16 protein-coding genes are annotated in these 18846 nt (G+C 52.2%); 6 read left to right on the forward strand and 10 right to left on the reverse strand.

Annotation, left to right across the window (positions count from 1 at the left end):
• The first annotated feature begins 283 nt into the window (after window positions 1-283).
• Genes malP through BEG40_RS10055 form a run of 3 tightly spaced genes read left to right on the forward strand, consistent with a single transcriptional unit; the run spans window position 284 to window position 5174 of the window.
• On the forward strand, window positions 284-2677 hold the full coding sequence (gene malP, locus BEG40_RS10045; protein ID WP_000081937.1) for a maltodextrin phosphorylase: 2394 nt from the start codon (window positions 284-286) through the stop codon (window positions 2675-2677).
• Between the two features lie 9 nt (window positions 2678-2686).
• Complete coding sequence (gene malQ, locus BEG40_RS10050) at window positions 2687-4768, forward strand: 4-alpha-glucanotransferase (protein WP_105285345.1); 2082 nt, start codon at window positions 2687-2689, stop codon at window positions 4766-4768.
• 52 nt (window positions 4769-4820) lie between these two features.
• Window positions 4821-5174, forward strand: a complete 354-nt coding sequence (locus BEG40_RS10055; protein WP_105285346.1) for a hypothetical protein — start codon at window positions 4821-4823, stop codon at window positions 5172-5174.
• 75 nt (window positions 5175-5249) lie between these two features.
• Here BEG40_RS10055 and gntT read toward each other — a convergent pair whose 3' ends face one another.
• The 3 genes from gntT to gntX all read right to left on the reverse strand — a co-directional run bounded on the left by gntT (window position 5250) and on the right by gntX (window position 8227).
• The gene (gene gntT / locus BEG40_RS10060) at window positions 5250-6566 is read right to left on the reverse strand and encodes a gluconate transporter (protein WP_001131743.1); all 1317 of its coding nucleotides are present in this window, start codon (window positions 6564-6566) and stop codon (window positions 5250-5252) included.
• Window positions 6567-6909: 343 nt separating this feature from the next.
• Window positions 6910-7485, reverse strand: coding sequence for a Fe-S biogenesis protein NfuA (nfuA, locus tag BEG40_RS10065; RefSeq protein WP_000619389.1), 576 nt, complete (start codon window positions 7483-7485; stop codon window positions 6910-6912).
• 58 nt (window positions 7486-7543) lie between these two features.
• Window positions 7544-8227 (reverse strand): DNA utilization protein GntX, encoded by a 684-nt coding sequence (gene gntX, locus BEG40_RS10070; protein ID WP_010352788.1) that lies wholly within the window; start codon window positions 8225-8227, stop codon window positions 7544-7546.
• 37 nt (window positions 8228-8264) lie between these two features.
• On the opposite strand from gntX, the gene bioH reads away from it, so the two are divergent.
• The gene (bioH, locus tag BEG40_RS10075; protein WP_105285347.1) at window positions 8265-9035 is read left to right on the forward strand and encodes a pimeloyl-ACP methyl ester esterase BioH; all 771 of its coding nucleotides are present in this window, start codon (window positions 8265-8267) and stop codon (window positions 9033-9035) included.
• A gap of 27 nt (window positions 9036-9062) precedes the next feature.
• Here bioH and BEG40_RS21915 read toward each other — a convergent pair whose 3' ends face one another.
• The 7 genes from BEG40_RS21915 to greB all read right to left on the reverse strand — a co-directional run bounded on the left by BEG40_RS21915 (window position 9063) and on the right by greB (window position 16521).
• A complete protein-coding gene (locus tag BEG40_RS21915) occupies window positions 9063-9236 on the reverse strand; it encodes an Rpn/YhgA-type helix-turn-helix domain-containing protein (RefSeq protein WP_198600206.1) in 174 nt (57 codons plus the stop codon).
• Window positions 9237-9253: 17 nt separating this feature from the next.
• Window positions 9254-10147, reverse strand: a complete 894-nt coding sequence (gene rpnA, locus BEG40_RS10080; RefSeq protein WP_105285348.1) for a recombination-promoting nuclease RpnA — start codon at window positions 10145-10147, stop codon at window positions 9254-9256.
• A 203-nt stretch (window positions 10148-10350) separates the two neighbouring features.
• Window positions 10351-10587 carry a [Fe-S]-dependent transcriptional repressor FeoC gene (feoC, locus tag BEG40_RS10085; RefSeq protein ID WP_000157593.1) on the reverse strand — a complete coding sequence of 79 codons (237 nt, stop codon included), beginning with the start codon at window positions 10585-10587 and terminating at the stop codon, window positions 10351-10353.
• A 10-nt stretch (window positions 10588-10597) separates the two neighbouring features.
• The gene (gene feoB, locus BEG40_RS10090; protein WP_000737001.1) at window positions 10598-12919 is read right to left on the reverse strand and encodes a Fe(2+) transporter permease subunit FeoB; all 2322 of its coding nucleotides are present in this window, start codon (window positions 12917-12919) and stop codon (window positions 10598-10600) included.
• Window positions 12920-12935: 16 nt separating this feature from the next.
• A complete protein-coding gene (feoA, locus tag BEG40_RS10095) occupies window positions 12936-13163 on the reverse strand; it encodes a ferrous iron transporter A (RefSeq protein ID WP_001200455.1) in 228 nt (75 codons plus the stop codon).
• Window positions 13164-13626: 463 nt separating this feature from the next.
• Window positions 13627-15948, reverse strand: coding sequence for a Tex family protein (locus BEG40_RS10105; RefSeq protein ID WP_105285349.1), 2322 nt, complete (start codon window positions 15946-15948; stop codon window positions 13627-13629).
• Window positions 15949-16044: 96 nt separating this feature from the next.
• Complete coding sequence (gene greB / locus BEG40_RS10110) at window positions 16045-16521, reverse strand: transcription elongation factor GreB (protein ID WP_000856744.1); 477 nt, start codon at window positions 16519-16521, stop codon at window positions 16045-16047.
• Between the two features lie 227 nt (window positions 16522-16748).
• Here greB and ompR point away from each other — a divergent pair, with 227 nt between their 5' ends.
• Both ompR and envZ read left to right on the forward strand, forming a co-directional pair.
• Window positions 16749-17468 (forward strand): osmolarity response regulator transcription factor OmpR, encoded by a 720-nt coding sequence (gene ompR, locus BEG40_RS10120; RefSeq protein WP_001157751.1) that lies wholly within the window; start codon window positions 16749-16751, stop codon window positions 17466-17468.
• Entirely contained in the window at window positions 17465-18817 is a 1353-nt protein-coding gene (gene envZ, locus BEG40_RS10125) for a two-component system sensor histidine kinase EnvZ (RefSeq protein ID WP_001253710.1), read from the forward strand. The genes ompR and envZ overlap by 4 nt, the downstream gene beginning before the upstream one ends.
• Window positions 18818-18846 lie beyond the last annotated feature (29 nt).

Consider the following 18846-nt stretch of genomic DNA (forward strand, 5'->3'; position numbering starts at 1 on the left):
AAACTATTTCGCCGCTTTACTTAATTTATAGAGTTGCTTTCCGCTTTTTGATAATACGCAACGACCATTTCTTACTGTTAATAGCAGGTTTTCTGCGCTCTCTGGCATTGAGCTGATGCTTTTGCAGTTGATTGCACTACCTTTAAGTGGTCGTGATCACATTTTCTTGCTCATCCCCGTCACTCCTCCCCGCCTAATCCCCCGTAGGATGAGGAAGGTCAACATGGAGCCTGGCAAACTAACGATAACGTTGTGTTTAATATCTAAGAAAACTGGAACTCCTATGTCACAACCCATTTTTAATGAAAAGCAATTTCAGGAAGCCCTGTCACGCCAGTGGCAGCGTTATGGTTTAACTTCTGCGGCTGAGATGACTCCTCGCCAGTGGTGGTTGGCAGTAAGTGAAGCCCTGGCGGAAATGCTGCGAGCCCAGCCTTTCGTTAAACCGGCGGCGAATCAGCGCCATGTTAACTACATCTCAATGGAGTTTTTGATTGGGCGTCTGACGGGCAACAACCTGTTAAATCTCGGCTGGTATCAGGCTGTTCAGGATTCACTGAAGTCTTATGACATCAACCTGACTGACCTGTTGGAAGAAGAGATTGATCCGGCGCTGGGTAACGGTGGCCTGGGGCGTCTGGCTGCGTGTTTCCTCGACTCAATGGCGACTGTCGGGCAGTCTGCCACTGGCTATGGTCTTAACTATCAGTATGGTTTGTTCCGTCAATCCTTTGTCGATGGTAAACAGTCTGAAGCGCCAGACGACTGGCATCGCGGCAACTACCCGTGGTTTAGCCATAACGAAGCTCTGGATGTGCAGGTGGGCATCGGCGGCAAAGTGACGAAAGAGGGGCGCTGGGAACCGGAATTTACCATTACCGGGCAAGCGTGGGATCTTCCAGTGTTGGGTTACCACAACGGTGTGGCACAACCGCTGCGTTTATGGCAGGCGACTCATGCTCATCCGTTCAATCTCACCAAATTTAATGACGGTGACTTCCTGCGTGCCGAACAACAAGGCATCAATGCTGAAAAACTGACCAAAGTTCTCTATCCAAACGACAACCACACTGCGGGTAAAAAGCTGCGCCTGATGCAGCAATACTTCCAGTGTGCCTGTTCGGTGGCGGATATTCTGCGTCGCCATCATCTGGCGGGGCGTAAACTGCACGAACTGGCAGATTACGAAGTCATTCAACTGAACGATACCCACCCGACTATCGCTATTCCAGAACTGCTGCGCGTGCTGATCGATGAGCACCAGATGAGCTGGGATGACGCCTGGGCAATCACCAGCAAAACTTTCGCTTACACCAACCATACTTTGATGCCAGAAGCTCTGGAGTGCTGGGATGAGAAACTGGTAAAAGCCCTGCTGCCGCGCCATATGCAGATAATCAATGAAATCAACAACCGTTTTAAGAAACTGGTGGAAAAAACCTGGCCGGGTGATAAAGCGGTGTGGGCAAAGCTGGCGGTTGTGCATGACAAACAGGTTCGCATGGCCAATATGTGTGTGGTAAGCGGCTTTGCGGTGAACGGTGTGGCGGCGTTGCACTCGGATCTGGTGGTGAAAGACTTGTTCCCGGAATATCACCAGCTGTGGCCGAACAAATTCCATAACGTCACTAACGGCATTACCCCACGTCGCTGGATCAAACAGTGCAACCCGGCACTGGCGGCGCTGCTGGATAAATCACTGAAGAAAGAGTGGGTTAACGATCTGGATCAACTGATCCATCTGGAAAAATTTGCCGATGACGCGAAATTCCGTCAGCAATATCGCGAGATCAAACAGGCGAATAAAGTCCGTCTGGCAGAGTTTGTGAAAGCCCGTACCGGTATTGAGATCAATCCGCAGGCGATTTTCGATATTCAGATCAAACGTCTGCATGAGTACAAACGCCAGCACCTGAATCTGCTGCATATTCTGGCGCTGTATAAAGAAATTCGCGAGAACCCGCAGGCCGACCGAGTACCGCGCGTCTTCCTCTTCGGCGCGAAAGCGGCGCCTGGCTACTACCTGGCGAAGAATATTATCTTTGCGATCAATAAAGTGGCTGACGTGATCAACAACGATCCGCAAGTTGGCGACAAACTGAAGGTGGTGTTCCTGCCGGATTATTGCGTTTCGGCGGCGGAAAAACTGATCCCGGCGGCGGATATCTCCGAGCAGATCTCCACTGCAGGGAAAGAGGCTTCTGGTACTGGCAACATGAAACTGGCGCTCAACGGCGCGTTAACCGTGGGTACGCTGGATGGCGCGAACGTTGAAATTGCCGAAAAAGTCGGTGAAGAAAACATCTTTATTTTTGGTCATACCGTGGAACAAGTGAAGGCAATTCTGGCCAAAGGCTACGACCCGGTGAAATGGCGGAAGAAAGATAAGGTTCTGGACGCCGTGTTGAAAGAGCTGGAAAGCGGTAAATACAGCGATGGTGATAAACATGCCTTCGACCAGATGCTGCACAGTATAGGCAAACAAGGCGGCGATCCGTATCTGGTGATGGCGGATTTCGCAGCCTATGTAGAGGCACAAAAGCAGGTGGATGTGCTGTACCGCGACCAGGAGGCCTGGACTCGCGCGGCGATCCTCAATACCGCCCGCTGCGGTATGTTTAGCTCGGATCGCTCTATTCGCGATTATCAGGCTCGTATCTGGCAGGCAAAACGCTAAGGAAGCTCGATGGAAAGCAAACGTCTGGATAATGCCGCGCTGGCGGCGGGGATCAGCCCCAATTACATCAATGCCCACGGTAAACCGCAGTCGATTAGCGCCGAAACCAAACGGCGTTTGCTTGACGCGATGCATCAACGTACCGCCACGAAAGTGGCGGTAACGCCAGTCCCGAATGTCATGGTTTATACCAGCGGCAAAAAAATGCCGATGGCGGTAGAAGGCAGCGGCGAATATAGCTGGCTGCTGACCACCGAAGAAGGTACTCAGTACAAAGGGCACGTGAGCGGTGGTAAAGCGTTCAATCTACCGACGAAGCTGCCGGAAGGTTATCACACGCTGACGCTTACCCAGGACGAACAGCGCGTGCATTGCCGGGTGATTGTCGCCCCGAAACGTTGTTACGAACCGCAGGCGTTGCTGAATAAACAAAAGCTGTGGGGGGCCTGCGTTCAGCTTTATACGCTGCGCTCGGAAAAAAACTGGGGCATTGGTGATTTTGGCGATCTCAAAGCGATGCTGGTGGATGTGGCAAAACGAGGCGGGTCGTTCATCGGTTTGAACCCGATTCATGCGCTCTATCCGGCAAACCCGGAAAGCGCCAGCCCGTATAGCCCGTCTTCTCGCCGCTGGCTGAATGTGGTTTATATCGACGTTAACGCCGTCGAAGATTTCCATCTTAGCGAAGAGGCACAGGTCTGGTGGCAGATGCCGACCACACAACAGACGCTGCAACAGGCGCGGGATGCCGACTGGGTCGATTACTCCACGGTTACCGCCCTAAAAATGACAGCATTGCGGATGGCGTGGAAAGGTTTCGCGCAACGTGATGATGAACAGATGGCAGCGTTTCGCCAGTTTGTTGCAGAGCAGGGCGATAGCTTGTTCTGGCAGGCAGCGTTTGACGCGCTACATGCACAACAAGTGAAAGAGGACGAAATGCGCTGGGGTTGGCCAGCATGGCCGCAGGCGTACCAGAATGTGGATTCACCAGAAGTGCGTCAGTTCTGCGAAGAACATCGTGATGACGTCGATTTTTATCTCTGGTTGCAGTGGCTGGCTTACAGCCAGTTTGCCGCCTGCTGGGAGATAAGCCAGGGCTATGAAATGCCGATTGGTTTGTACCGTGACCTGGCAGTTGGCGTAGCGGAAGGCGGAGCGGAAACCTGGTGCGACCGCGAGTTATATTGCCTGAAAGCATCGGTTGGCGCGCCGCCGGATATCCTCGGCCCGTTAGGGCAGAACTGGGGATTGCCACCGATGGATCCGCATATCATCACTGCGCGCGCTTATGAACCGTTTATCGAGCTGTTGCGTGCCAATATGCAAAACTGCGGCGCGTTGCGAATTGACCATGTAATGTCGATGCTGCGTTTGTGGTGGATACCGTATGGCGAAACGGCGGATCAGGGGGCATATGTTCACTATCCGGTGGATGATCTGCTCGCTATTCTGGCGCTGGAAAGTAAACGCCATCGCTGCATGGTGATTGGCGAAGATCTTGGCACGGTGCCAGTAGAGATTGTCGGTAAGCTGCGCAGTAGTGGGGTTTACTCCTACAAAGTGCTCTATTTCGAAAGCGATCACGACAAGACGTTCCGCGCACCAAAAGCGTATCCGGAGCAGTCAATGGCGGTCGCGGCAACACACGATCTGCCTACGCTGCGTGGTTACTGGGAGAGCGGGGATTTAACGCTGGGCAAAACGCTGGGGCTGTACCCGGATGAAGTGGTGCTGCGCGGTTTGTATCAGGATCGCGAACTGGCGAAGCAAGGGCTGCTGGATGCGCTGCATAAATATGGCTGTCTGCCAAAACGTGCCGGGCATAAGGCATCACTGATGTCGATGACACCGACGCTTAATCGTGGCTTGCAACGCTATATTGCCGACAGTAATAGTGCCCTGTTAGGGCTACAGCCAGAAGACTGGCTGGATATGGCGGAACCTGTAAATATTCCTGGCACCAGTTACCAGTATAAAAACTGGCGACGTAAGCTTTCCGCAACACTTGAGTCGATGTTTGCTGATGATGAGGTGAACAAGTTGATTAAGGATCTGGACAGGCGGCGCAGAGCGGCAGCGAAGAAATAATTTAGGAAGTGCCTGGTACACGTTACCAGGCTTTTTTTCAAGGAAAAATGATATGGACATGTCAGTCAAGGCAGACCTTGAAGATAAGATAAAAGAAAAATATACGATTGGTGACTATGAATTTGATGAAGTAAATAAATGCTTTTGGGGTGATACAGAAATCGAATTGTATCTCTATGAAGTAGATACAGATATCTGGCGAAGCTGCGATGTATGGTACTTTGATGGCTATGAAAATGGATTATCCGATCATGAGACTGAAGACCTTGTTTTCTTTGGTGATAAGGCTTCTGTAAAGAGTAAAGCCATTAAAAAATTTAATGAAAATCCCCCGGAGTTTATGGGATACAAGATATTTTATAGAAATATAGCCATTGTCTTCGAAACGCGAAGGCATCTGTTATAAGCGGCACAGAGCGGCAGCGAAGAAGAAGTAGAGTGCGGTTGATGCCGGATGCGATGCATCCGGCCATCAGTATTATCAAATCACCATATTCAGCAGCAGGCAGCCTACCAGACCACACACTGAGATAATGGTTTCCAGCATCGACCAGGATTTGATGGTCTCGCCGATAGTCAGGTTAAAGTACTCTTTGAACAGCCAGAAGCCCGGATCGTTCACGTGAGAGAAAATCACACTACCGGAACCAACCGCAATAACCATCAGCTCCGGGCTAACACCTGTCGTTGCAATCAGCGGCGCAGCGATACCACCCGCAGTGATTGCCGCAACGGTTGCAGAACCCAGCGCGATACGCAGCACAGCGGCAATAGACCACGCCATCAGCAGCGGAGAAATGTTGGTTTCATGCATCATGGAAGCAATGTATTTGTCCACGCCGCTGTCTACCAGCACCTGCTTGAACGCACCGCCACCACCGATGATCAACAGCATCATCGCGATGATTTTGATGGAAGAAACCAGCGTGTCGTTAATCTGATCCATTGAACGACCACGGTTCAGACCAAAGGTGAACATCGCAATCAGCACGGCAATCAATGTCGCCATCACCGGGTCACCGAGGAACTCTGCTACCGGCAGGAAAGCGTGACCTTTCGGCAGGATCATTTCAGCGATGGCACGCATCGCCATCAGTACAACCGGCACCAGAGAAGTCCAGACGCTGACGCCAAAGCTCGGCATCTCTTCTTCGCTAAAGGTTTTCGCACTGTACAGACCTTCCGGGATCGGCTTATCAATGCCTTTCAGCACGCGAGCGTAAACCGGACCCGCGAGAATCACGGTCGGGATCGCCAGAATAGTACCGTACAGCAGGGTTTTACCCATATCGGCATTGAAAATGGTGGCAATCGCAGTCGGGCCCGGATGTGGCGGCAGGAAGCCGTGGGTCACAGACAGTGCAGCCGCCATTGGTACACCAACATACAGCAGCGGGATATTGGCAGCAGCAGCGATGGTGAATACCAGCGGCAGCATCAGTACGAAGCCTACTTCATAGAACAGGGCAAAACCGACGGTAAAACCGGTCAATACCACTGCCCACTGGATGTGTTTTTTACCAAATTTGGCAATCAGCGTGGTGGCGATACGTTGCGCGCCGCCACAGTCTGCCAGCATTTTGCCCAGCATTGCGCCAAAGCCCATGATCAGGGCAAGGCTACCGAGCGTCCCGCCGACACCGGCTTTGATAGAGCCAATAACTTTATCCAGCGGCATCCCTTGCATTAATCCAACAGCAAGCGCCACCAGGACGAGAGCGATGAAGCCGTTCATTTTGAAGCGGATCATCAGGAGTAATAACAAGATAACACCGATAGCAACAATGACTAATGGCATGATTTACCTGGCCTTTAATTTGTTATGGGTAACGTCAGGTTTCTGACGACAAATCCTGGTTGTCCCAACTGGGAACAGAGATATAACGGCACCACGGCTGATGACCCCTAAAACGTATTAGTGTAGTCAGATGTTATGAGTGTGTTTGGTGCCCATGAGAATGATACGGGTAACATAATGCGCTTGAGAATCACCAGAGCGGGGTAAATTTAAATTATGAGAGGTTGGTCATATTATCGTGGGGAAACGAAGGGGGACGGAGTAAAGCAGCGCCATAAGAACAACGAAAGCCCGATAAGACGCTTTAGCGTCGCATCGGGCAATCTACAAAAGAGGGGATAACTTAGTAGTAAGAGTGTTCGCCGCGCTGATGTTCGGTGAGATCGCGCACACCTTTCAGCTCCGGGAATTCGTTCAGCAGCTGCTTTTCGATCCCTTCTTTCAGCGTTACGTCGACCATGGAACAACCGTTACAGCCGCCACCAAATTGCAGAATGGCGTACCCGTCTTCGGTGATTTCCATCAGCGAAACGCGACCACCGTGACCGGCAAGCTGCGGGTTAATCTGCGATTGCAGCATATACTCGACGCGCTCCATTAGCGGCGCATCGTCAGCCACTTTACGCATTTTGGCGTTCGGTGCTTTCAGCGTTAGCTGGGAACCCAGCTGGTCGGTAACAAAGTCGATCTCTGCATCTTCCAGGTATGGTGCGCTTAACTCATCAACATACGCGGTCAGCAGGTCAAATTTCAGGGCGGTGTCGGTGGCTTCCACAGCGTCCGGCGGACAATAAGAAACGCCGCATTCAGCGTTAGGTGTACCAGGGTTAATCACAAATACGCGGATTTGTGTCCCTTCTTCCTGGTTTGCCAGCAGTTTGGCAAAGTGCGCTTGTGCAGCATCGGAAATACGGATCATAGTAATGGCCTAATAGTTGACTATTTTAGTTGGTTATAATACGCCCATCATCGAGGCTCTACAAGGTTCGACAAAGGCACCAGACCTGGACAGTCGCCGCACCATTGCGTAAAAGCAACTGCGCAATCTCTGCGACGGTACTTCCGGTGGTAACGACATCATCCACAATCACCATATGGAGACCTTGCACGGGCAATTCAAGGCGAAAGGCATTTTTCAGGTTGCGCTTGCGCAGACGGGCGTTGAGAAAATGCTGGGTTGCAGTGGCTCTTGTTCGTGTGACGGCTTCGCTATCCCATTGGCAGTGCAACCAGCGTGATAACGGCTGACACAGCAAATCGCTCTGATTAAATCCCCGACGCCAGTGGCGATGCCGCCATAACGGGACACTGACGATACGATCCGGCAGATGTAATTCGCTGGTGCGACGGGCGTGTAAGACTTCCAATAGTAACAAACGTGCTAGCGCACTGGCGATTTCACTGCGCCGGGAAAACTTAAGCTGGTGGATGAGCGGACTTAAGGGCGGCGCATAGTTGGCAACAGTGAGCAGTCTTTGCCACGGCGGCGGTTTTTGCAGACAGCGACCACAGGGAAGATGTGAGTGTGTAGAGGGTAATCCACATTGCGGGCATAGCATTTTATCTGTACGTGCGGCGCGGGAGCAGACCGAGCAAATCCCCCAATGACCTAGCGCCAGCGGCATTCGGCATAGCCAGCATAATCCCGGTACTGTTAGCATATGTTCATCCTTGTAAGTCAAAAGAGAACAATAGCGGATGAATAACATCTGGTGGCAGACCAAAGGTCAGGGGAATGTTCATCTTGTGCTGCTGCACGGATGGGGACTGAATGCCGAAGTGTGGCGTTGCATTGACGAGGAACTTAGCTCGCATTTTACGTTACATCTTGTTGATCTGCCTGGCTTCGGGCGCAGTCAGGGATTTGGTGCGATGTCGCTTGCTGACATGGCTGAAGTTGTGCTGCAACAGGCACCGGATAAAGCCATTTGGTTAGGCTGGAGCCTGGGCGGGTTGGTGGCAAGCCAGATTGCATTAGCCTATCCCGAGCGTGTTCAGGCGCTGGTCACCGTGGCGTCGTCACCTTGTTTTAGTGCTCGAGACGAGTGGCCGGGGATAAAACCGGACGTGCTGGCGGGATTTCAGCAGCAACTCAGTGATGATTTTCAGCGTACAGTGGAGCGGTTCCTTGCGTTACAAACCATGGGTACTGAAACGGCGCGCCAGGATGCGCGGGCGCTGAAAAAAACCGTTCTGGCATTACCGATGCCGGAGGTTGAGGTGCTCAATGGTGGGCTGGAAATCCTGAAAACGGTCGATCTTCGTCAGCCGCTGCAGAACGTACCAATGCCGTTTTTGCGATTGTATGGTTATCTCGACGGTCTGGTGCCGCGCAAAGTAGTGCCGATGCTGGATGAACTCTGGCCGCACAGCGAATCATATATCTTCGCCAAAGCGGCCCATGCGCCGTTTATTTCACATCCAGACGAGTTTTGTCAGCAGCTGGTAGCGTTGAAGCAGAGGGTGTAGCAGTATTTGAAATGGCGAGGCAGGTATTTACTGACTCGCCCCAACCAACTCTTCTTCTGAAAGCCCGGTAAAGAGCATGATGTCTGCAAGAGGGACTCCGGATTGCAGCATTCTTTTGGCGGTATCCAGGGCTTCCAGGCGTCGACCCAATAAACAACCAATCAGGTAACTAATAAGATATTCTCTTTCTGCATCTGTCATTAAAACCATCCTTTACGTTATTGATGATTTATTTCAGCAAGGTCTTCAACCGTCAGGCTGGTAAATCGCAGAACGTCCTCAAGAGAGACTCCGGCATCCAGCATGGTTTTGGCAATATTTAGGGCGTTGGTACGTATACCTTTCTGAAACCCTTCCTGCCGTAATCTTTCCGCAATAGTCATTAAACTCTCCTTGTGTTTCGGTGAACGTTCGGCAACGCCGTCGATAAAATCGTTAAAACGTACCGCGTCGCCTGTTTGCAGTATGTAATTAAACAGTCCTTTGATTTGTCTGTCATTAGCGTATCCACTACTTAATAAGCAGGCCATTTGCTCCACCAGCCCCATCAGGTCGCGTTGACGAATATGTTTTTGAATTAACTCCAGCAGCGCCATGCGTCGGTGCTGCATGATTTCATCATCAGGCATGACGGTGACATCAATCAGCGGAAATGCAGAGGCATAAAGCTGCCTTGCCAGTTTGGGATCGGCGAAACAATCCAGCCAACACAGCGAATAGGGATAGGGGCTTTCAATGCCGTGGTAAAACAACAACGGTACGACCATCGGCAACGTTTTGTATCCTGCATCAAGGTGGTTTTGCATTGCGGCAATGGCATAACGCATCATGCGAAATGCGATCAATTTGTTTGAGGTGCTTTGATGTTCAATCAGGCAATAGATGTATCCTGGCCCTTGCTCCGTTTTCACCGACCACAGCACGTCGGAATAGCTTTCACGCAGATCGTCATCGATAAAGCTGCTCGACTCCAGCTGGAGGGTTTTCATATCACAGAGCGCGTGGATTGGCGCCGGTAAATGGAACGCAAGGAAATCACGTGCCGTGTCCGGTTGGCGTAAAAAGAGTTTGAACAGCGCATCGTGTAGGGTGGAACTCTGCTTTTTGCTCATGGCGTTCCTTCACCTGTTTTTTTGAATGCCGTGACTTTACGCGCCACTCCACGGCTATGCATTAGCGAGTTTTCATCCCTGCGAGACACTTTCAGAGGAACTTACGCCACTCTGCAAGAGTTGCATTTTTATGGAAAGCCGCACGCAAAAAAGCCCGGTAGCTAATGCATACCGGGCTTTTCAAAACGAACAATGGAACAAGGTTAACGCAACATCCACCACTCACGCAGACAGGCTTTTCCTTCCGGGCAGCTTTTACAACTGCCAGAGAGGCAGCCATCAGGTTCTTCCTGAATCCGTACCGCTTTGCCCATATTTTCCAGCTGTTGCAGCATAGCGTTAATCATCGGCTGCGGGGTGTTCAGCGTCTGGCTGATCTGGGTCGCTTCCATACGACCCCGTAACGCCAGCAAATCACGCACCTGAATGAGCGAAGCCATTGCCGTGTCCTTAGTGGCAATCGCCAGTGGTGCTGGCTGCGCAGCAACTGCTTACCGTTTTGCGGCTTGCCAGTAGTTCGATATCGACCCGACTACGCGCGCGGCGCAGCAGACCGATAACCACGATGTTAAACAGGACAACCGCCAGAATGCACACCAGGCTGTAAGTTGGGTGCTGGCTGTAGCTGGCGACCTGATAGAACAATGTTGCCAGCGAGTAAGCGATATTTAGCCCCCACAGGATGGAGAAGCCCATCCAGCCACGGCTTGATTCACGGGCAATGGCACCCATCACCGAAATACACGGTACATACAGCAGGACGAATATCAGATAGCTGTAAGCTGCCGCCGCGCTACCGAATTTCTCATCCATCACGCCCATTGCCCCGGTACCCATTTCGCCGTCGCCTTTGCTGGCTTCAATGGGGTTCATCAGTACGCTAAGACTGAAGGTGTCTTTCAGGCTCTGCCAGGTTTCATCTACTGCGCTGAACAGCTCTTCACCAAGGTTAAATTCCGCCGGATTGAACTCTTCGTCCTGAATGTTTTCTGCGGTATAGAGAGTGTTGAGCGTACCGACCACCACTTCTTTCGCCATTGCGCCAGTAAACAGTCCAACCGTTGCCTGCCAGTTATCTTCATGCACGCCAATCGGCTTGAAGACTGGAGTGATCACACGGCTGACAGAGGCCAGCGCCGAGTCGTTGATGTTATCGACGATTTTCCCACTCAGCGAGAAGCTGTTGAAGGCACTCAGGAAAATGCTAACGATGATAATCACTTTACCGGCGCGCAGGACGAAGCCTTTCAAACGCTGCCAGGTCTGGATAATCAGGCTCTTAATGTGTGGTACGTGATAGACCGGCAGCTCCATGACAAACGGCGTCGCTTCACCGCGCATAATGGTGTATTTGAGCATCAGTCCCGTCAGTACCGCCATCACAATACCGATGACATACAGCGAGAACACAGCCAGTGCGCCATTCTGCCCGAAGAACGCGGCAGCAAATACTGCGAAGATTGCCAGACGAGCACCGCAGGACATAAACGGTGCCATCATGATGGTCATCAGGCGTTCACGTGGTGCATCAAGGGTTCGTGCGCCCATTACCGACGGTACGTTACAACCAAAACCGACGATCAACGGCACAAAGGATTTACCCGGCAAGCCTAACGCCTGCATCAGACGATCCATCACAAATGCCGCACGCGCCATATACCCGGAGTCCTCGAGGAAGGAGAGGAACAGGTACATCATGCCGATCTGCGGCACCAGTGGCAGAACGGTGTTAATACCGCCACCCAGGCCCTGGGCGAGGAAGATAGTTAGCCAGTCCGGGAAGTGGAGCGTGTAGCCAATCCACTGAATACCATGCACAAAGAGTGCCACGGAACCGACGTCAAACAGCGGCTGTAGCGCCCCGCCGATGTTGATAGCCAGCAGGAACATCAGATACATCACAAAGAGGAAAATCGGCAGACCAAGGAATCGGTTGAGCACGATTTTATCCACTGCCGTGGTGAAACGGCTGGGTTCTGCCGTCAGAGTATTGCTTACCACATCACAGATGGCAGCAATACACTGGTAACGTGCATCGGCAATGTGCAGCGCCGGATCGTCCATCTCATTACGCAGACGGGCGAGGGCAGCATCCAGATGCTGCGACGCTTCACCGGCGTAGGCGCGGCTGTAGATATCGCCTTCCAGCATTTGCAGACCCAGCCAGCGGCGATGTTTCAGCGGGATGTCCGACGGCATCACTTTCGCCAGTGCATCGGCTTCATTGATTAGCGGCTGCGCGTAATGCACTAGTTCTACATTCTCGTTGGCTTTATAGCGGTCAATCGCCAGTTTCAGAGCTTCAATACCGCGACCACGCGTGGAAACCAGCGGGATCACCGGGCAGCCAAGACGCGCCGACAGCGCATCAATTTCAATGCGAATATTTTGCTTCTCGGCAATGTCGAGCATGTTCAGCGCCACGATGCAGGGAATGCCGAGTTCCAGCAGTTGCAGCGTCAGGTACAGGTTACGCTCAAGGTTAGACGCATCCACCACGTTAATCAGCAGATCGGCGTCGCCACTCAGAATGTAGTGACAAGCGATTTGCTCATCCAGAGAAGTTTGCGATGAGATGGTCGTCAGAGAATAAGTACCAGGCAGGTCAACCAGAGTGACCTGATGATCGGTGGTGGAGAACTGACCCTCTTTACGTTCGACGGTAACGCCAGCCCAGTTCCCTACACGCTGGCGTGCACCGGTGAGCTGGTTAAATAAAGTTGTCTTGCCAGAATTTGGATTACCAATTAAGCCAATGGTTAATTTTTTCATTGTTATTCTCACCGTATTAACAGGAAACCGCTTCCACTTCTAATAAGGCCAGATCTTTTTTGCGTAATACCAGGCTCACACGACGGGTTTCGATATGAATGGGATCGCCGAGTGGAGCGACGCGCACCACATTAAAAGAGGAGCCAGGTAACATGCCTAGAGAAAGCAGTTTTTGGCGATATGCCGGGCTGATTTCACGGGAAAAGCCAGTGATTTTCCACGCAGTATCTGGAGTGTATTGCATAAGGGCCTACTTGTTTCTCATTAACTGGATAACTACCTCATGGGGCGTTTGACAGCGACATGAGACCAGATGATTTGCCAACGAAGGAGAGATTAAATAATCAACAATACAATGATAATGAGAATGGTTTCTATCAGCAATACTTAAAATGTGTGCGAATGTTGGTTTAGATAATAATCTGACTCAATGTTGATGTGGCTCAAGGTTATATCGGAGCAAAAATATAACTCGAATGGCGAATTATTAGGGCTGGTTAATGTTTAATTAAGGTTTTAATTGTTAATGCAGTGATAAATATTAGCAAAAATATATTGTGGATTTAGCTGTGGAATAAAAATGCCGGAGATAATTTCCGGCATTTTTATGTCAGGCAAGGCGCTCGTTGTGAGTTGCCAGATGCAGCGTGAACGCCTTATCTGGCCTACGATTTCGTGCAAATTCGAACCGTAGGCCAGTCGGGGGATTAACGTTTTTTCCCCATTGCCGCTGCCAGCGCATCCATCATCGCGCTATTACCGGCAGGCTGCGCTTCACGACCGCGCGGTTTGGCTGCCGGGCGGTTGTTTTGCGGGCGATCGTTACCGCCGCTGCGACGGGCGTTGGTTTCACCTGGCTGCTCATCCAGACGCATGGTCAGGGCGATACGTTTACGCTGAAGATCCACTTCCAGCACTTTCACCTTCACAATGTCACCCGCTTTCACCACGGTGTGCGGATCTTCCACAAACTTGTTCGACAAAGAAGAGATGTGAACCAGACCGTCCTGATGTACGCCGATATCGACAAACGCGCCAAAGTTGGTGACGTTGGTGACAGCACCTTCGAGGATCATACCCGGTTGCAGGTCGTTCATTGTCTCGACGCCATCGGCAAACTGAGCGGTTTTAAATTCCGGGCGCGGGTCGCGGCCTGGTTTTTCCAGCTCTTTGATAATGTCGGTTACCGTCGGCACACCGAATTTCTCATCGGTAAAGTCAGAGGCTTTCAGGTTACGCAGCTCGCTGCTGTTACCCATCAGATCTTTCAGCGCCTGCTGCGTTGCCGCCAGAATGCGTTCCACCACCGGATAGGCTTCCGGGTGGACGGTAGAAGCATCCAGCGGGTTATCACCATGGTTAATGCGCAAGAAGCCCGCGCACTGCTCGAAGGCTTTCGGCCCCAGACGGCTCACTTTCAGCAGTTGCTGACGGTTCTGGAACTGACCGTTCTCATCGCGCCAGGCCACGATGTTTTGCGCCATCATGCGCGTCAGGCCCGCCACGCGGGTTAACAGCGGAACAGAAGCAGTGTTGAGATCGACGCCAACGGCGTTTACGCAGTCTTCTACTACTGCGTCCAGTTTGCGGGCCAGTTGCGTCTGGCTGACGTCATGCTGATACTGACCCACGCCGATAGATTTCGGATCGATTTTCACCAGCTCTGCCAGCGGATCCTGCAAACGACGGGCAATAGATACCGCGCCACGCAGAGAAACATCCAGATCCGGGAATTCCTGCGCTGCCAGTTCGGAAGCGGAGTAAACGGATGCGCCTGCTTCGCTGACGATCACTTTCTGCGCAGTCACTTGCGGGAACTGCTTTTGCACGTCGAGATAGAAACGCTCGGTTTCGCGGGAAGCCGTGCCGTTACCAATTGCCACCAGCTCAACGTTATGTTTTTCACACAAAGCGGCAACGGTCATCGCCGCTTTTGCGGCTTGTCCGGTGTGCGGATAAATGGTGTCGGTCGCTACCAGTTTGCCGGTTGCATCGACCACCGCAACTTTTACCCCGGTACGCAGACCCGGATCGAGACCCATCGTCGCACGCAATCCGGCTGGGGCTGCCATCAACAGATCGTGCAGGTTACGGGCAAATACGTTGATTGCTTCATCTTCCGCACGTTCGCGCACGGTGCCCATCAGTTCTGTTTCCAGGTGCATCAGTACCTTGATGCGCCACGTCCAGCTCACCACGCCTTTGCGCCAGCTATCCGCCGGGGCATTGTTCAGGCGCAGATTGAGGTGATCCATAATGATTTGTTCGCAATAACTCTCTTTCGGCGGCTCATCGAACTGTGGATCGGCATTCAGCGAAAGCTGAAGTACGCCTTCGTTACGCCCACGGAACATCGCCAGCGCGCGGTGAGAAGGCACCGTGGACAGCGGTTCGTGATGATCGAAATAGTCGCGGAATTTTGCCCCTTCCTCTTCTTTACCGCTCACCACCGTAGAAACCAAATGCGCGTTCTTCCACAGATAATCACGCACTTTTGCCAACAGGGCGGCATCTTCGGCAAAACGTTCCATCAGGATATAGCGCGCGCCGTCCAGCGCGGCTTTGATATCTGCCACGCCTTTATCGGCATCAACATATTGTGCGGCGGCGACTTCCGGCGTATGTGACGGATCGTTCCACAGCAGGTCAGCCAACGGCTCAAGCCCTGCTTCAATGGCGATTTGCCCACGGGTGCGGCGTTTAGGTTTGTAGGGCAGGTAGAGGTCTTCGAGTTCGGTTTTGCTTAAGGTGGCGTTGATGGCATTCGCCAGCTCATCGGTGAGTTTACCTTGCTCAGAAATAGACTTGAGGATCGCCTGACGTCTCTCTTCCAGTTCACGCAGGTAGCTCAGACGCGTTTCCAGATTACGCAACTGCGTGTCATCCAGACCGCCGGTGATTTCCTTACGATAACGTGCGATAAACGGCACGGTATTCCCTTCGTCAAGCAGGCGAACGGCGGCTTCAACCTGTTCCGGGCGCGCCTGAATTTCACCCGCAATAATGCGGCAGAACGAATCATTCATCATGGTTTGAGTTCATCTTTTCGGATCAAAAATCAGGGGATAGTTATACGGACTGGCTGGCAAAAATGCCAGCCAAAGGCTGGAGGTTAAGACTCTTCCTTACGGTTTCACGTACTCGATGGCATTAACATACCAGCTCGCTTCCCCGGCAGGCGTATTCACTACTGCCAAATCGCCCACCTCTTTTTTCAGCAATGCGCGAGCCATCGGGGAATCGATAGAGATGTAATCTTTACGACCAAAAATTTCATCATAGCCGACAATTCGAAAACGGTGAGTCACGCCATCGTCGTTTTCAATCTCTACCCATGCGCCAAAGAAGACCTTGCCTTCCTGCTGCGGGGAATAATCGACGATTTTGAGATTTTCCATGCATTTAGTGAGATAGCGCACGCGACGGTCGATTTCACGCAGGCGCTTTTTATTATACTGATAGTCAGCATTTTCACTGCGGTCGCCCAGACTTGCGGCCCAGGTCACCTTTTTTGTGACCTCCGGGCGTTCTTCACGCCAGAGATAATTTAGCTCTTGTTTGAGTTTTTCATACCCTTCCCGGGTAACCAGGGGCGTTTTCATCTCGTTGATTCCCTTTGTCTGTTTGATAATGCGCACATTGGGTATAACGTGATCATATCAACAGAATCAATAATGTTTCGCCGAATAAATTGTATACTTAAGCTGCTGTTTAATATGCTTTGTAACAATTTAGGCTGAAATTCATACCAGATTTTGCTGGTGACGAACGTAAGCTTTTTTAAGAATACACGCTTACAAATTGTTGCGAACCTTTGGGAGTACAAAGAATGCAAGAGAACTACAAGATTCTGGTGGTCGATGACGACATGCGCCTGCGCGCGCTGCTGGAGCGTTATCTCACCGAACAAGGCTTCCAGGTTCGAAGCGTCGCTAATGCAGAACAGATGGATCGCCTGCTGACTCGTGAATCTTTCCATCTTATGGTACTGGATTTGATGTTACCTGGTGAAGATGGCTTGTCGATTTGCCGACGTCTTCGTAGCCAGAGTAACCCGATGCCGATCATTATGGTGACGGCGAAAGGGGAAGAAGTAGACCGTATCGTTGGCCTGGAGATTGGCGCTGACGACTATATTCCAAAACCGTTTAACCCGCGTGAACTGCTGGCTCGTATTCGTGCAGTGTTGCGCCGTCAGGCGAACGAACTGCCGGGCGCGCCGTCACAGGAAGAAGCAGTAATTGCTTTTGGTAAGTTCAAACTAAACCTCGGTACGCGCGAAATGTTCCGTGAAGATGAGCCGATGCCGCTCACCAGCGGTGAATTTGCGGTACTGAAGGCGCTGGTCAGCCATCCGCGTGAGCCGCTCTCTCGCGATAAGCTGATGAACCTTGCCCGTGGTCGTGAATATTCCGCAATGGAACGCTCCATCGACGTGCAGATCTCACGTCTGCGCCGCATGGTGGAAGAAGATCCGGCGCATCCGCGTTACATTCAGACCGTCTGGGGTCTGGGCTACGTTTTCGTGCCGGACGGTTCTAAAGCATGAGGCGATTGCGCTTCTCGCCACGAAGTTCATTTGCCCGCACGTTATTGCTCATCGTCACCTTGCTGTTCGTCAGCCTGGTGACGACTTATCTGGTGGTGCTGAACTTCGCGATTTTGCCGAGCCTCCAGCAGTTTAATAAAGTCCTCGCGTACGAAGTGCGTATGTTGATGACTGACAAACTGCAACTGGAGGACGGTACGCAGTTGGTTGTGCCTCCCGCTTTTCGTCGGGAGATCTACCGTGAGCTGGGGATCTCTCTCTACTCCAATGAAGCCGCCGAAGAGGCCGGGCTGCGTTGGGCGCAACACTATGAATTCTTAAGCCATCAGATGGCGCAGCAGCTCGGCGGCCCGACGGAAGTTCGCGTCGAGGTCAACAAAAGCTCGCCTGTCGTCTGGCTAAAAACCTGGCTGTCGCCCAATATTTGGGTGCGTGTGCCGCTAACCGAAATTCATCAGGGCGATTTTTCCCCGCTGTTCCGCTATACGCTGGCGATAATGCTGTTAGCGATAGGCGGTGCGTGGCTGTTTATTCGTATTCAGAACCGACCGTTGGTCGATCTCGAACATGCTGCTTTGCAGGTCGGTAAAGGGATTATTCCGCCGCCGCTGCGTGAATATGGCGCTTCGGAGGTGCGTTCGGTTACCCGCGCCTTTAACCACATGGCGGCAGGCGTTAAGCAACTGGCGGATGACCGCACATTACTGATGGCAGGGGTAAGCCATGACCTGCGCACGCCGCTGACGCGTATTCGCCTGGCGACCGAGATGATGAGCGAGCAGGATAGCTATCTGGCAGAATCGATCAATAAAGATATCGAAGAGTGCAACGCCATCATTGAGCAGTTTATCGACTACCTGCGCACCGGGCAGGAGATGCCGATGGAGTTGGCGGATCTTAACGCTGTGCTTGGTGAGGTGATTGCCGCCGAAAGTGGCTATGAGCGGGAAATTGATACCGCGCTTGAGCCGGGCAGCATTGAAGTGAAAATGCACCCGCTGTCAATCAAACGCGCGGTGGCGAATATGGTGGTCAACGCCGCCCGTTACGGCAATGGCTGGATCAAAGTCAGCAGCGGCACGGAGCCGAATCGCGCCTGGTTCCAGGTGGAAGATGACGGCCCAGGTATTGAACCGGAGCAGCGTAAGCACCTATTCCAGCCGTTTGTCCGTGGTGACAGCGCGCGCACTATCAGTGGCACTGGCTTAGGGCTGGCGATTGTGCAGCGGATTATCGATAACCATAACGGGATGCTGGAACTTGGCACCAGCGAGCGGGGCGGGCTTTCCATTCGCGCCTGGCTGCCATTGCCGGTAACGCGGGCGCAGGGTGCGACAAAAGAAGGGTAAATAAAACGGGAGGCGAAGGTGCCTCCCGT

Origin of the sequence: Escherichia sp. MOD1-EC5495 (assembly GCF_002965965.1) — a bacterium.
Classification (GTDB): domain Bacteria; phylum Pseudomonadota; class Gammaproteobacteria; order Enterobacterales; family Enterobacteriaceae; genus Escherichia; species Escherichia ruysiae.